This is a genomic window from Castellaniella defragrans 65Phen (genome assembly GCF_000612685.1).
GTDB classification, from domain to species: domain Bacteria; phylum Pseudomonadota; class Gammaproteobacteria; order Burkholderiales; family Burkholderiaceae_B; genus Castellaniella; species Castellaniella defragrans.
In genome coordinates this window covers 767,461-781,868 of sequence record NZ_HG916765.1, presented here as the reverse complement: position 1 = coordinate 781,868, position 14,408 = coordinate 767,461, and the positions used below count along the sequence as shown (strand labels likewise).

Below are 14,408 nucleotides of genomic sequence, written 5' to 3'. Positions count from 1 at the left end.
TCCAGTCCGTCATGATCATGCCGCGCGCCCTTTCCCCCACGATCCCCCGCCTGCTCAGCCTGGGGCTGCTGGCCCTGCTGGCCGCCTGCGCCCAGCAGCGCGAACCCGGCTTCTATGACGTTTCGCGCGGCGGCACGGTTTCCGACGCGCGCCACCGCGCCCAGGGCGACGCGGACACGGTCGCCCCCGCGCAGCTGCAATTCGGCTTCGGTGCCGACAGCCAGAAAAAGCCGGCGCCGGAAAGCGGCGCCGCGGCCGCCCAGCCCGCCGGGACCGATACGGCTCCCGCCGCCGGGCAGGCCGCCGCCCGGCCGGCCGGCCCCGGCCACATGCCCCGCGAACTGGCCGAGACCCGATCCTACCTGGGCACCATCGCCTGCCCCGCCGGACAGCAGGCCTGCCCGGCGCGCCGCATGACGCTCACCCTGGCGCCCGACGGCCAATGGCGCGCCCGCAGCGCGCCGCTGGACGGCACGGCCGCCACCGCCGCGATGGGCTGCTGGCACCTGGTGTCCACCGAGCCGGTCCGCATCGTGCTGCAAGCCGGCGACCAGCCCCATGCCACGCTGGAATTCATCCAGCCGAACGTCTTGCGCCTGACCCGCCTGGACGGCCAGGCCCCCTTGCTGGAATCGCGGCTGACCCGCCAGGCGGATATCGACCCCATCCAGGAACTGGCCGCGAAACCGGCCGAAGCCTGCGCCGCGCGCTGATCCCCGGCGCCGCGGCGGCGCCCCCGCCGGCCGACGACCCGGGATCGCCCGTGCCGGCATCCGGCGCGCCCGCGCGCCGGGACAGGCAATACCGGGTCAGCTCGACCACGTTGCGCACGCGCAGTTTCTGGAATATCCGCGCGCGATGGGCTTCGATCGTGCGCTGCGTGACCCCGAGTTCGACCGCGATATACTTGTTGGACCTACCCCGCGTGAGGTAGTCCGTGACTTCGCGCTCGCGCATCGTCAGGCGGCCGAACGACGCCTCCGGGCCGTCGGGGCATTTTCGTATCGAATCGCTTTCCAGCATGGAGTCTCCCCCTTCATTGTCGTATGCGGGGGATTCTGCATGACGGGCAGGGGTGGCGCACCTGTCAATTCTGACAGCTTGCCGCTCCCCCGGGCGTTCCAGGGGGCAAGAAGGCCGGAATCCCGGGGCTAGCCTGGATTTTTCACCAAAAGGAATCGGCACATCCCTGAAACCCGCATAAAATCAAGGTGCGAACAAGATTTTGGGGAAAGATGTGCCGATACCAGATCGTACCACCGAACAACTGGACTTTGGGCGGCTTGGACGGCGCCATTTGCAAGCGAATTTCCAGGGTGGCGATCTCAGTTCCGACGGCGGGCTGATGCTGCTGCGAAGAATTGATGCGCGTACCGGCCTGTCGCGCATGGCGGCCAAGGCGCTGACCGAGCGCCGAGCCGCTGGTCGCATCCACCACCGCCTGCGCGATTTGCTGGCCCAGCGCCTGTACGGCCTGTGTTGCGGCTACGAAGACCTGAACGATCACGATACCCTGCGCGCCGATTCTCTGATGCAAACGGCGATCGGGCGGGATCGTCCCCTGGCCAGCTCGCCCACGCTCAGTCGTCTGGAAACGGGTGCGACCCGCGCCGATGCGTGGGCACTGCATGGGGTGCTGGTTGAACACTTCATCGCCAGCTTCGCCACGGCCCCCAAGGAACTGATTCTGGACGCGGATGCCTCGGATATCCCGCTGCACGGCGAGCAGGAGCACAAGCAGTTCCACGCTTACTACGACCACCACTGTTATCTACCGCTGTACGTGTTCTGCGGCCAGTCGATGCTGGCCTGCCTGCTGCGGCCCAGTCGTATTGACGGGGCCAGGCATGCGGCGGCGGTGCTGCGCCTGCTGGTGAACCGGCTGCGCCAGGCATGGCCAAAAGTCAGGATCATCATTCGCGGGGACTCGGGATTCTGCCGTCAGCGATTGATACGCTGGTGTGAACGCAGTGATGTGCAATACATCATCGGCTTGGCTCGCAACAAGCGCCTTCAGGCGCGCGTTGCGCAGGCTGAGGAAGTCCTCAGGCGCGACTACGAGCGCACCGGGCGCAAGCAGCGCATGGTCAGTGAGTTCTCCTACGCGGCCGGCTCGTGGAACCGCCCCCGGCGGGTGCTGACCCGCCTGGAATATGGCGCCCAGGGCGTCAACCCGCGCTTCGTGGTCACCAACCTTGCTGATTCGGATGCCATGCAACTGTACGAACGCTTGTACTGCGCCCGGGGCGAAGCGCAGAACCGCATCAAGGAAGCCCAGCTCGATCTGTTCGGCACACGAGCCAGCTGCCATCGCTTCGCCGCCAACCAGTTCCGACTGCTGCTGGCTGCCCTGGCCTATACGCTCATGCAGCGCCTGCGCGAGACGGCGCTACGAGGCACTGAACTGGAGCGCGCCAGCGCCGCGACGATCCGGGTACGTCTACTGAAAATCGGTGCGGCCATCGTGCGCAATACCCGGCGCGTTCGCATCCTGCTGGCCTCGCATCATCCGCTGCGCCATGTCTACGCGCACGCCGCCCGCGCCATGGCTCCGTAACGCTGAAAAAGTGCTGTCCCCGGCACGTTATAACGCAACGGGGGTAGGGGGAATTGCGTCCGCGGCACTGAAAAATTGCTCCACACACCGCTGATCCCTACTGCTTCATCGCCGGGGCAGCCTGCGCACCCAAAAATCGCTTCAGCAGGTTTGCTGAAGAAATCTTCGGGCTAGAACTCCAGATTGTCGATCAGCCGCGTCGTGCCCAGGCGGGCGGCCGTCAGCACGACCAGGGGTTCGCCGCCGTGGATTTCCTGGGCGGTGGGAGGCAGCAGGTCGCGCTGGCGGCGCACGGCGACGTAGTCGGGATCCCAGCCGCGCTCGCGCAGGGTCTGCATCGCCTGGCCTTCCGCCGTGGCGGCGTCCACCCGGCCGCTCCGGATCTGGTCGCGCACCCGCTGCAGCAGGCCATACAGGTTGGGGGCCTCGGCCCGCTCCTGCGCGCTGAGGAAGCGGTTGCGCGAGGACAGCGCCAGGCCGTCGGCGTCGCGCACGGTCTCGTGGGCGAGGATTTCCACCGGCAGCTGGAACTGGCGGCACATGGCGCGCACCACCATCAGCTGCTGGTAGTCCTTCTTGCCGAACACGGCCACGCGCGGCTGCACACAGGAAAACAGCTTCAGCACCACGGTGCTCACGCCCATGAAGAAGCCGGGCCGGAACTCGCCCTCCAGGATCTTGCCCAGGGCCTCGCCCGGCTGGATGCGGAAATTCTGCGGCTCGGGGTACAGTTCGCGCTCGTCGGGCGCGAACAGCACGTAGACGTCGCGCTCAGCCTCCAGCTTCTCGATGTCCTCGGCCAGGGTGCGGGGATAGCGGTCGAAATCCTCGTTGGGGCCGAACTGCAGCCGGTTGACGAAGATGCTGGCCACCACGGGATCGCCGTGCTGGCGCGCCAGCCGCATCAGCGACAGGTGCGCGGCATGCAGATTGCCCATGGTGGGCACGAAGGCCACGCGCAGCTGCCCGCGCAGCTGATCGCGCAACGCCTCGATGGTATGGACGACTTTCACAGGGGATTCTCCGGTGCGCGGCTCAGGCCGAACGCGTATAGGACAGTCTGACGTACAGCGGCGCGTAGGGCGCCGCCTGGGTGATTTCCAGCAGGGATTCGCGGGCCAGTTCCAGCAGCGCAAGGAAATGGACCACGATGACGGCGGCCGGCTCTCCCATGCGCACGCGCTCCAGGAACAGCTCGGTGAATTCCATGAAGCGCACGTCCGACAGGCGGCGCAGGATGTGGCTCATGTGGTCGCGCACGGACAGCTGCTCGCGGGTGATGCGGTGGCTGGCGTTCAGGCGCGCCCGGTGCATGATCGCGGCCCAGGCCTCGCGCAGGTCGTCCGGCGAGACCTCGGGCAGCGGCCGCGCGACCTCGAAGTCGGCCACGGCATGGGCCACTAGGAAGTCGCGGCCCACGCGCGGCATCTCGTCCAGCCGCCGGGCCGCCAGCTTCATGCGTTCGTATTCCAGCAGGCGGCGCACCAGCTCGGCGCGCGGATCCTCGGGCTCCTCGCCGCTGTCGGAGCGGCGCACCGGCAGCAGCATGCGCGACTTGATCTCGATGAGCATCGCCGCCATCAGCAGGTATTCGCCCGCCAGCTCCAGGTTCGACTGCCGCACCTGCTCCACATAGGCGAGGTACTGGGCGGTGACCTCGGCCATGGGGATGTCGAGCACGTTGAAGTTCTGTTTCCGGATCAGGTAGAGCAGCAGATCCAGCGGCCCCTCGAATGCCTCCAGGAAGACTTCGAGCGCGTCGGGCGGGATGTAGAGATCCTGGGGGATGGCGAACAGCGGCTCGCCGTACAGGCGCGCCAGGGCGACGTGGTCCACCACGTCGGGCGTGCTGTCCTCCAGGGGCGCCATCAGGGCGTCCAGCCCGGGATCGGGCGGCCGGGGCGGCATGGGGCCCGGTCAGGCCTTCTGGTAGTAGACGTAGGGGTCCTGGGGCACGCGGGCGGCCCGGAAGCCTTCCTGCAGCTCCGGATCCAGTTCCTTGTCCCACAGGCGGGCGCGGCCGGCGAACTGGCGCGCTTCGGTATCGGGATGATCCGATTTGTATTGGTTCAGGAACTGGGTCAGTTCAGAGGTGTAGTTGTTTGCCATAATAGTGCCGTAGCCGATCTCCATGACCGATGGGCCCCAAGTTTACTGCACTCGGCCCCGTCGGGCCCCTTTCATGTCCGAATCCCCGCCCCGCCGCGCCTCCGCCCCGTCCGCCGCCTCGTCCCGGGAAATCCGGATGATTCCCTTCATCGTGGGCTGCGCGCTGTTCATGCAGATGCTGGACGCCACCGTGGTCGCCACCGCGCTGCCCGCCATGGCGTTGAATTTCGGCACCAGGGTGGTGCACATGAACGTCACCATCACCTCCTACCTGCTGGCCACGGCGGTGTTCGTGCCCATCAGCGGCTGGGCGGCGGACCGGTTCGGCGCGCGCGCCGTGTTCCTGGCGGCCATTGCGCTGTTCACCCTGAGCTCGGTCGCCTGCGCGGCCAGCGTCACGCTGGCCCAGCTGGTCGCCGCCCGGCTCGTGCAGGGCGCCGCGGGCGCCATGATGGTGCCGGTGGGGCGCATCATCCTGCTGCGCCGCATCCCCAAGGCCGAGCTGCTCAAGGCCATGGCCTTCCTGACCATCCCCGCCCTGCTGGGGCCGGTCATCGGCCCGCCGGTCGGCGGCTTTCTGGTCACCTACGCCTCCTGGCACTGGATCTTCCTGATCAACATCCCGGTGGGCATCCTGGGCATCTATATGGTGCGGCGCTGGATCGCCGCCGACGTGCCCGACAGCCGTCCGCGGCTGGACACGGTGGGCTTCCTGCTCAGCAGCGCCGCCATGGCGGCCCTCATGAGCTGCCTGGAGGCCGCCGGCCACGGCAGCCTGGGCCTCTGGCCGACCCTGGGGCTGCTGGGCCTGGGCCTGGTCTGCGGGATCCTGTACATCCGCCACGCCCGCCACGTCACCTACCCCATCATCGACCTGAGCCTGCTGCGCATCCAGACCTTCGCCGTGTCGGTGCTGGGCGGCAATCTGTGCCGCTTCTCCGTCGGCGCCTCGCCCTTCCTGCTGGCCATCCTGCTGCAGGTGGGCTTCGGCCTGTCGGCCTTCTCGGCCGGCATGATCACCTTCACCTCGGCCGCCGGCGCGATGCTCATGAAGCTGGTGGCCACGCCCATCGTGCGCCGCTTCGGCTTCCGCCGCGTGCTGGTCGCCAACGCCCTGATCGCGGCGGCCTTCATCGCCGCCTGCGCCCTGTTCCAGGCCGACACGCCGATCTGGGCCATGGTGGCGGTGCTGCTGGTCGGGGGCTTCTTCCGTTCGCTGCAGTTCACCGCCATCAACGCCCTGACCTACGCCGACCTGGATTCCGCGCAGATGAGCCGCGCCAGCAGCTTCGCCGCCACGGCCCAGCAGCTGGGCATCAGCCTGGGAGTGGCCTGCGCGGCGATGACGCTGAACCTCAGCATGACGCTGCGCGGCGGCGTCGAGGCCGACCGCATCGACGTGATGTGGGGCTTCGCGGTCATCGCCCTGATCGTGGCGGCCTCCGCCCTGTCCTTCCGGCGCCTGCCGGCGCGCGCGGGCAGCCAGCTGCGGGCACGCAGCTAGTCCGTCCGGCACGGAGCGGCCCGCGGGGACTGTTCTCAAGCCGGGGCTTCTCTCCACCTCGCCGCTTGCAAGCGGCTCGGATTCGCCAGGCATTGAACAGTCCGCAGGGACTGTTCAATGTCCGGGCTCATCAAGCAGCATCACCAGCTTGCAGTCGGGCCGGATCGCCAGCCGGAAGGTGAACTGCCGCAGGCGCATCCGGCCGTCGGCCGGATGCTGGAATTCGCGCAGGCCGCCTTCCCGGTCCACCACCACCTGGCGCGTCCAGGCCCGGGCGAACAGCGGGCTGCCGGCCTGCAGCTCGGCCACCAGCGCCGCGATGTCGGATTCGCCCGCCAGCGCCGCCACGTCGGCGCGGAACTCGGCCACCACCCGGCTGGCGCGCTCCTCCCAGTCCACCACCAGCGTGCGCGCCGCCGGGTCGAGGAAGATGTAGCGCAGCAGATTGGGCTGGCCGCGCGCCGGCCAGCCGTCGAACAGCCGCAGCAGGGCGGCGTTGCAGGCCAGCACGTTCCAGCACCGGTCCAGCACATAGGCCGGGCAGCGGATGCTGTCGACGCAATCCTGCAGGCCCTCGGGCAGGGCGATCGCATCCAGGCGGCCGGCCTCGGGGTCGGCGCATTCGGCCAGGCTGAACAGGTAGTGCCGCTCGGCACGCGCCAGCCGCAGGGCCTCGGCCAGGCGGCACCAGACGTCCACGGACACGGACACCTCGCGCCCCTGCTCGATCCAGGTGTACCAGGTGGTGCTGATGCCGCACAGCTGGGCGATCTCCTCGCGCCGCAGGCCCGGCGTGCGGCGCCGGACACCAGGCGGCAGACCGTGGTCGGCCGGGGCGACGCGCGCCCGGGCGCTGCGCAGGAAGGCGCCCAGTTCCCGGCGCCGGGCCGCGTCATCGCGCGGCACGGCCTTGCTCCGGATCGGCGGCGAGCGGGCGGCCCGCCGGCGCGGCGCGGCCCGCACGGCGGGCAAGGCCGCGGGCCGTCCGGATCCCCGGATGCGCCCGGCGCGGGGACTCGCCCGCAAACGCCCCGGTCCGCATCAGCGCAGCGTGCTGGCCAGGGTACGGCGCACGTCTTCCTCGTCGCGGCCGGTGCGGCGCACGTAATCGGCCACCTGGTCGGCGCCGATGTTGCCCACGTTGAAATACTGCGACCGCGGATGGCTGAGATAGAAGCCGCAGACGCTGGAGGCCGGCATCATGGCGAAGCCCTCCGTCAGTTGCATGCCGATCTCGCCGCAGTCCAGCAGGTCGAACATCTCGCGCTTGACGATGTGTTCCGGACAGGCCGGATAGCCGGGCGCCGGGCGGATGCCCTGGTACTTTTCGGCGATGATGGCCTCGTTGGACAGGGATTCGTCGGGCACGTAGCCCCACAGGTCGCGGCGCACCCGCGCGTGCAGGGTCTCGGCGAAGCCCTCGGCCAGGCGGTCGGCCAGGGCCTTGAGCATGATCACCGAATAGTCGTCGCCGGCGTCCTGGAACTGCTTTTCGTATTTTTCGATGCCGATGCCCCCCGTGACCGCGAACAGGCCGATGTAGTCGGTCACGCCCGAGTCCCTGGGCGCGATGAAGTCGGCCAGGCACTTGTTGTCCACCCCGTCGCGCTTGGCCGTCTGCTGGCGCACGCCGCGCCAGGTCAGCAGGACCTCGCTGCGGGTCTCGTCGCGGTAGATCTCGATGTCGTCGTCGTTGACGCTGTTGGCCGGGTAGAAGGCGACGATGCCGTTGGCCGTCAGCCAGCGGCCCTCGACGATGCGCTTCATCATGGCCTGGCCGTCCTCGTAGAGCTTGCGGGCCTCCTCGCCCACGACCGCGTCGGTCAGGATGGCCGGGAACTGCGCCATCAGGCCCCAGGACTGGAAGAACGGCGTCCAGTCCAGGAAGTTCAGGATCTCGTGCAGGTCGTAGTGCTTGAAGGTGCGCCGGCCGATGAACTTGGGCCGGGGCGGCGTGTAGTCCGACCAGTCGATCGCCGGCTTGTGCGCGCGCGCTTCTTCGATCGTCAGCATCGGCGCGGCCTGGCGGTTGGCATGGCGCGTGCGCACCAGCTCGTATTCGTCGGCCACGCTCTGGAGATAGGTCCCGGCCTGGTCGGACATCAGGCTGGTGGCCACCCCCACGGAACGGCTGGCGTCGGGCACGTAGATCACCGGGCCTTCGTAGTTGGGCGCGATCTTCACGGCCGTGTGGACCTTGCTGGTGGTGGCTCCGCCCACCAGCAGCGGGACGTTGCGCTCGCGGAAGTACGGGTCGCGCTGCATTTCCGCGGCGACGTAGGCCATTTCCTCCAGGCTGGGCGTGATCAGGCCCGACAGGCCCACCATGTCGGCGCCGATTTCCTTGGCCTTTTCGAGGATCTTGGCGCAGGGCACCATCACGCCCATGTTCTCGACCTCGAAGTTGTTGCATTGCAGGACGACGGTGACGATGTTCTTGCCGATGTCGTGCACGTCGCCCTTGACCGTGGCGATGACCAGCTTGCCCTTGGAGCGCACGTCGCCGCCGGCATCGGCCAGCTGGCGCTTTTCCTCTTCGATGAAGGGCAGCAGGTGCGCCACGGCCTGCTTCATCACGCGCGCGGACTTCACCACCTGGGGCAGGAACATCTTGCCCGAGCCGAACAGGTCGCCCACCACGTTCATGCCGTCCATCAGCGGACCCTCGATGACTTCGATGGGCCGCCCGCCCGCCGCCATGATTTCCTGGCGGACTTCCTCGGTGTCCTCGACGATGAAGGTGGTGATGCCGTGCACCAGCGAATGCGTCAGGCGCTCGCGCACCGGGCCTTCGCGCCACGCCAGGTCCTCTTCCTTCTTCGCGCCCGAGCCCTTGATGGTCTCGGCCAGTTCCACCAGGCGCTCGGTGGACGTGCGCTCGTCGGCCGGGTCGGTCCTGCCGACGGGGTCGGGGCGGTCGAGCACCACGTCCTCGACCAGGTCGCGCACCTGCGGGTCCAGGTCGGAATACACGCCCAGCTGGCCGGCGTTGACGATGCCCATGGTCAGGCCGCGCTGCACCGCGTAATACAGGAAGACCGCGTGGATGGCCTCGCGCATGGCCTCGTTGCCGCGGAAGGAGAAGCTGACGTTGGAGATCCCGCCCGACACGCGCGCGTGCGGCAGGTTTTCCGTGATCCAGCCGGTGGCTTCGATGAAGTCCACGGCGTAGTGGTTGTGCTCGTCGATGCCGGTGGCGATGGCGAAGACGTTGGGATCGAAGATGATGTCCTCGGGCGGGAAGCCCACCTGGTTCACCAGGATGTCGTAGGCCCTGGAACAGATGTCGATGCGCCGCTGCAGGGTGTCGGCCTGGCCGTCGGTGTCGAAGGCCATGACCACCACCGCCGCGCCGTACTTGCGGCACAGCTTCGCCTGCTCGATGAAGGGGCCCTCGCCTTCCTTCATGGAAATCGAATTGACCACGCACTTGCCCTGCACGCAGCGCAGGCCGGCCTCGATCACCGGCCACTTGGAACTGTCGATCATCACCGGCACGCGCGAGATGTCCGGCTCGGACGCCAGCAGGTTGAGGAAGCGCGGCATGATGGCCAGGGCGTCGAGCATGCCCTCGTCCATGTTGACGTCGATGATCTGGGCGCCGTTCTCCACCTGCTGGCGCGCCACGGACAGCGCCTCGTCGAACTTTTCCTCGCGGATCAGGCGCAGGAACATCTTGCTGCCGGTGACGTTGGTGCGTTCGCCCACGTTGACGAACAGCGTGTCGCGGTCGAAGTTCAGCGGCTCCAGGCCGGACAGGCGGGTCTTGACCGGGATGACGGGCGGCTGGCGGTGCGGCAGCCTGCGGACCTTTTCGGCGATGGCGCGGATGTGCTCGGGCGTGGTGCCGCAACAGCCGCCCACCACGTTCACCAGCCCCGCCCGGGCGAATTCCTCCAGCAGGCCGGAGGTGTCGGAAGGCGTCTCGTCGAAGCCGGTTTCGGCCATCGGATTGGGCAGGCCGGCGTTGGGATAGACGCAGACGTAGGTGTCGCAGAGCTTGGACAGCTCGGCCACGTAGGGGCGCATCAGCGCGGCGCCCAGCGCACAGTTCAGGCCGATGGTGACGGGGCGCGCATGGCGCACGGAATTCCAGAAGGCCTCGACCGTCTGGCCCGACAGGATGCGCCCGGAGGCGTCGGTCACCGTGCCCGAGATCATCACCGGCAGGCGGATGCCGCGTTCCTCGAAGATCGTCTCGATGGCGAAGATGGCCGCCTTGGCGTTCAGCGTGTCGAAGATGGTCTCGATCAGCAGCAGGTCCGCGCCGCCGTCGATCAGGCCGTTGACCTGCTCGGTGTAGGCCGCGCGCAGTTCCTCGAAGGTGACGTTGCGCGCGCCCGGATCGTTCACGTCCGGCGACAGCGACGCCGTCTTGGGCTGCGGCCCGACGGCGCCGGCCACGAAGCGGGGATGGTCGGGCGTGGCCACGGCGTCGCAGGCTTCCCGCGCCAGCCGCGCCGAGGCCACGTTCAGTTCGTAGGCCAGCTCCGGCAGGCCGTAGTCGCCCTGGGCCACCCGCGTGGCGCCGAAGGTGTTGGTTTCCACCACGTCGGCCCCGGCGTCCAGGTAGGCCCGGTGGATTTCCCGGATGACGTCGGGCCGCACAAGCGACAGGAGTTCGTTGTCGCCCTTCAGGTCGCGGTCATGACCGGCGAAGCGCTCGCCGCGGAAATCGGCCTCGGTCAGCTTGTAGCGCTGGATCATGGTGCCCATGGCCCCGTCCAGCACCACGATGCGCCGGCCCAGCAGGCGCACGAACTCGGCCCCGCGCGTGTAGGATTCGATGGGATAGGGCAAGGCGGGATAGGACACGGCGGGATCAGGGCGGCAATGGACAAACTTTCATTGTATCGCCGACACCAGGCCTCGCCGCGGATGCGCGGCGACGCGCGCTAGCGGAACGCCCAGCGCAGCTTGAGCTGCCCGTCGATGGCCCGGTAGCCGCCTCCCGTCTGGCCGCCCAGCTCCAGGCCCACGGAGACCCGCTCGCCACGCCGCCAGTCCAGGCCCGCGCGCAGTCCCAGCGTGTCGCGCGGCACCCAGGTGTTGACGCTGGCAAACGACACGGCCGGCTGCGCGTCGAAGCGCGCCGTCTGGCTGACGTCCCGGTCCAGCCATTCCCGGTCCCAGCTGAGCTGCAGCCGGGCCGAGACCGCCCGCTCGCCGCCCAGATCCCACGCCGTACGGGCGTCGATCCCCAGGCGCGAGCGCAAGGCATCGGCGTGCAGGCGATCCAGCATCAGCCGCGTCGCCTGGGCGCCGGACTCATCCACCCCGGGGCGCATCAGACGCGCATAGTCCAGCGACACGAAAGGCCCCGCCGACAGCGATTCCGTCAAGGCAAACCGATAGCCGCCCTCGGCCTGGGCCGACACCCCGTAGCCCGTCCAGTCCGCCTTGTGGCGGGCGGAATAATCCGCAAAGGCCACCTGGCGATCCATGGTTCCGCGCTCCACCCCCAGGCGCGCGGCGCCCTGCGCGGTCCAGCCCCGCCCGGCATCGGGCCGGTAGCGCCACTGCGCGCCCAGCCCCACGGCCGTGGCCTTGGCCTCGCCCCGATACGGAGTCCGCAGGCTGACCTTCTGCTCGGACAGGTCCAGGCTGAAGCCCACCGTGACGTCGGGGGCCGCCTCCAGCCGCCGGCTGCTGCCCGCCACCACCCCGTACAGGGTCTCGCGGCCGCCCACCAGCGTGCCCCGGGCATCCTGCCTGCCCGTGCCGCCGAACAGGGCGGCATGGCCGGCCCATCCCGAACCGGCCGGAGCACCGTCCGGCGCCAGGCTGCGCAGGGCCGCATCCGCCGCCGCGCGATCACGCCGCAGCGACGCCGCCAGCCCCGCGCTGTAGGGGGCGGGCGACACCTGCACCAGCGCCTGCGCGACTTCGTGACCATCCGGAGCGGAGAAATCCAGGCCGCGGAACAGCGGCTGCACCACCGGCGTCCCCAACGCAGCCAGCTGCGACAGGGCCCGCCCTGCGCGCAGATCGTTGGCGCTGGCGCCGTAGCGGCCATAGGCGTCGGCCGGCCGCGTCATGCTCAGGTCATACTGGCCGCCGCCCAGGCCGGCGGCCTCGAACCGCAGGGTGGGCGAAACCGGCGACAACGCGACCGTGTCGAAATCCCCGGCCACGGTGCCCGCCCGCAGGGGGCTCGCCGTGGCGGACCAGCCGTCGGCATACCAGCCGGCCATCGGCATCAGATCCAGTCCGCCCCCCAGCGTCGCCGTCCCGCTGACGGCCAGCACGTCCGAGGCGCCCGAGGCGTCGAATTCGGCCTGCAAGGTGCCGCTGGCCGTCTGCGCATAATTGCCGATCACGTCGATCCGGCCCAGCGAGTTGCCCGGCGCGAGCGTCCCCTGATTGGTCAAGGCGCCGCTCCCGGTCATTGTGTAGGTGGCATTGCCGCCGAGCCGGGCGCCCGGCCGGATCACCGCACCATATGCCTCGTTGCGGCCGTTCAGGCGGGTATCGCCGCCGTCAAACGTCAGCGTCAGGTTCTTCCCGCCCAGGATATTGCCCGTATAGGCAAAGCGAAAATCCGCATCCGCCTGCCCCGTGGCCCGGCCCGCCGCATCGGCGCGCTGGCCGAAGGACACGGTCGTCAGGCGTTGGGCGCCCAGATCATCCTGCTGATCGTACAAAGACACGATATCGCCTTCGATGCGCGCGCCCTGCATCAGATTCAGGCGTGCCACGTAAGCATTGGCCGACATGTAAATGGCGGCTTCTCGCCCCGCCACCCGGCCGGAGATGTCGGCCTGGGTCACCAGGGGGCCGTCAAGTTCCGGCAGCGGGGGCAAGGGGCCCTCGGCGGAGGCATGGATATACGAGCCCCGGTCCTCGAACGCCGCGGTAAAAACGTTGGTACCGAAATCGAAGCGCAGGCCGACACCGCGCTCGCCCAGGGCTTCGACGTCGCCGCGCTGGACCAGGGTATGGTTCCTGCCGTAGGCGAACATAATCCCCTGCCCCGACGAACCGTCGGCATGCACGCGCACGCCCTGATCGATCGTCAGCGCATTGCCTTCGCCATCGACCCGGATGCCGGCGCCGCCCTCTCCCGCCGTCAGCAGGTCGGCCGCCTGACGGATCCGGTTGCCGCTGCCATAGACGTGCAGGCCCAGGCCCAGCAGCGCCGTGCTGTAGCTGCCCGGCAGATACGCGGTGCCCTCGGCGTTGCGGGCGGAATAGCCCTGCGTGTTGACGACATCCAGGCCGCTGCCGTAGATCGAGCGCCCGAAGAAATTACGCCGGTCTATGGTGTAGCCCAGGTCCTGCAGCACCGCCAGCTCCGCTTCCATGAAGCCGGTGTAGTTGCGGTAGCTCTGGTGGCTCATCATGCTGTTCTTCAGCTCGATGTGGCTCATGTAGTTGTCATCCACACTGACGGTCCCGTCGACCTTGTGCTTCAGCATGGCCACCGGCACGCCGGGCAGGCCGCCGGCCAGCACTTCATCGATATGGGGGCCCACCAGCATGCCCTTGTCCTGGCGCACGTCGAAGACATCGGACGCTGCGGGGTTGGGGCATCCCCGGCACAGGATGACCTGCCCCGGCCGCGCGGGGTTGCCGTTGTCGTCCACCATCAGGGACGCCCACCCGCCCAGCACGTCGCCGAAGGCCGGCGTCAGCGTGCCCGCGGTGTTCCGGATCGAGCTGATGATGCCGAAGCCATGACCCAGTTCGTGAATGGCGGTCGAAACGATATCGTCCTTGCCCGTCAAGGGGATCTGGCTGAAATGCGTGACGGTGGGGTAAACGGACGGCCCCAGGCCGAAGGCCGCGTGCGAGCCGTCCTCCATGCTGGCGGGGCTGCTCGGCAGGCCCTGCAGCCGCATCTGCAGCACGGTTTTCGGGTTCCGCCCGCCATCGCCCAGGATAGACAGGCCGAAGGCATTGGCCCATGCATCATAGGTGCCGATATGGATGACGGCCGGCGCCAAGGCACCCTGGGGCTGGATCAGGCTGGCCCAGTAGCGCACCCCCTGATTGATCTGCTGGATCAGATGCGGCGACCAGGCCCATGTCGATACCTGGGTGCCCTCGTTGTCGGACACGAAGGGCCCGTCGGCCGGATCGAAGTACCGCAGCTCGAACGCCGGCTGCCCGGCGGGTGTGGTGATCGTGTGGACTTCGTACGCCTGTGCGCAGGATAAACCGGCCAACATGAGGGAAAACAGGCCGGTGAGCGATTTGAGGGACATGAGCGCAACAGAATGATGATGGTGTAACGCA

The 14,408-nt window shown here is 68.6% G+C and carries 9 protein-coding genes and 1 pseudogene; 3 read left to right on the top strand and 7 right to left on the bottom strand.

Annotation, left to right across the window (positions count from 1 at the left end; genetic code table 11):
* The first annotated feature begins 11 nt into the window (after nucleotides 1–11).
* Nucleotides 12–713, top strand: a complete 702-nt coding sequence (locus BN940_RS19670; protein ID WP_052355573.1) for a hypothetical protein — start codon at nucleotides 12–14, stop codon at nucleotides 711–713.
* Nucleotides 714–813: 100 nt separating this feature from the next.
* Here BN940_RS19670 and BN940_RS19665 read toward each other — a convergent pair.
* Nucleotides 814–957 (bottom strand): annotated as a pseudogene (locus tag BN940_RS19665) (LuxR C-terminal-related transcriptional regulator); the annotation flags it as partial.
* A 286-nt stretch (nucleotides 958–1,243) separates the two neighbouring features.
* On the opposite strand from BN940_RS19665, the gene BN940_RS03445 reads away from it, so the two are divergent.
* Nucleotides 1,244–2,557, top strand: a complete 1,314-nt coding sequence (locus BN940_RS03445) for an IS1380 family transposase (protein WP_043685705.1) — start codon at nucleotides 1,244–1,246, stop codon at nucleotides 2,555–2,557.
* A gap of 170 nt (nucleotides 2,558–2,727) precedes the next feature.
* Here BN940_RS03445 and panC read toward each other — a convergent pair whose 3' ends face one another.
* The 3 genes from panC to BN940_RS03430 are packed head-to-tail and all read right to left on the bottom strand — an operon-like array spanning nucleotide 2,728 to nucleotide 4,666.
* Nucleotides 2,728–3,570, bottom strand: coding sequence for a pantoate--beta-alanine ligase (gene panC, locus BN940_RS03440; protein WP_043680189.1), 843 nt, complete (start codon nucleotides 3,568–3,570; stop codon nucleotides 2,728–2,730).
* 22 nt (nucleotides 3,571–3,592) lie between these two features.
* On the bottom strand, nucleotides 3,593–4,465 hold the full coding sequence (locus BN940_RS03435) for a segregation and condensation protein A (protein WP_043680187.1): 873 nt from the start codon (nucleotides 4,463–4,465) through the stop codon (nucleotides 3,593–3,595).
* A 9-nt stretch (nucleotides 4,466–4,474) separates the two neighbouring features.
* The gene (locus BN940_RS03430) at nucleotides 4,475–4,666 is read right to left on the bottom strand and encodes a DUF3460 family protein (protein ID WP_043680184.1); all 192 of its coding nucleotides are present in this window, start codon (nucleotides 4,664–4,666) and stop codon (nucleotides 4,475–4,477) included.
* Between the two features lie 73 nt (nucleotides 4,667–4,739).
* Here BN940_RS03430 and BN940_RS03425 point away from each other — a divergent pair, with 73 nt between their 5' ends.
* Nucleotides 4,740–6,170 carry a DHA2 family efflux MFS transporter permease subunit gene (locus tag BN940_RS03425; RefSeq protein ID WP_043680181.1) on the top strand — a complete coding sequence of 477 codons (1,431 nt, stop codon included), beginning with the start codon at nucleotides 4,740–4,742 and terminating at the stop codon, nucleotides 6,168–6,170.
* A 114-nt stretch (nucleotides 6,171–6,284) separates the two neighbouring features.
* Here the strand turns inward: BN940_RS03425 and BN940_RS03420 are convergent, their stop codons facing one another.
* The 3 genes from BN940_RS03420 to BN940_RS03410 all read right to left on the bottom strand — a co-directional run bounded on the left by BN940_RS03420 (nucleotide 6,285) and on the right by BN940_RS03410 (nucleotide 14,377).
* On the bottom strand, nucleotides 6,285–7,076 hold the full coding sequence (locus BN940_RS03420; protein ID WP_043685701.1) for a helix-turn-helix transcriptional regulator: 792 nt from the start codon (nucleotides 7,074–7,076) through the stop codon (nucleotides 6,285–6,287).
* Between the two features lie 135 nt (nucleotides 7,077–7,211).
* The gene (gene metH / locus BN940_RS03415; RefSeq protein WP_043680179.1) at nucleotides 7,212–10,985 is read right to left on the bottom strand and encodes a methionine synthase; all 3,774 of its coding nucleotides are present in this window, start codon (nucleotides 10,983–10,985) and stop codon (nucleotides 7,212–7,214) included.
* 80 nt (nucleotides 10,986–11,065) lie between these two features.
* The gene (locus tag BN940_RS03410) at nucleotides 11,066–14,377 is read right to left on the bottom strand and encodes an autotransporter outer membrane beta-barrel domain-containing protein (RefSeq protein ID WP_043680176.1); all 3,312 of its coding nucleotides are present in this window, start codon (nucleotides 14,375–14,377) and stop codon (nucleotides 11,066–11,068) included.
* Between the last annotated feature and the right edge of the window lie 31 nt (nucleotides 14,378–14,408).

Excerpts from the sequence above, each read along its gene's own strand:
- BN940_RS19670 (WP_052355573.1), top strand. The coding sequence starts at position 12 with ATGATCATGCCGCGCGCCCTTTCCCCCACGATCCCCCGCCTGCTCAGC.
- BN940_RS03435 (WP_043680187.1), bottom strand. The coding sequence starts at position 4,465 with ATGCCGCCCCGGCCGCCCGATCCCGGGCTGGACGCCCTGATGGCGCCC.
- BN940_RS03430 (WP_043680184.1), bottom strand. The coding sequence starts at position 4,666 with ATGGCAAACAACTACACCTCTGAACTGACCCAGTTCCTGAACCAATAC.
- BN940_RS03425 (WP_043680181.1), top strand. The coding sequence starts at position 4,740 with ATGTCCGAATCCCCGCCCCGCCGCGCCTCCGCCCCGTCCGCCGCCTCG.
- BN940_RS03410 (WP_043680176.1), bottom strand. The coding sequence starts at position 14,377 with ATGTCCCTCAAATCGCTCACCGGCCTGTTTTCCCTCATGTTGGCCGGT.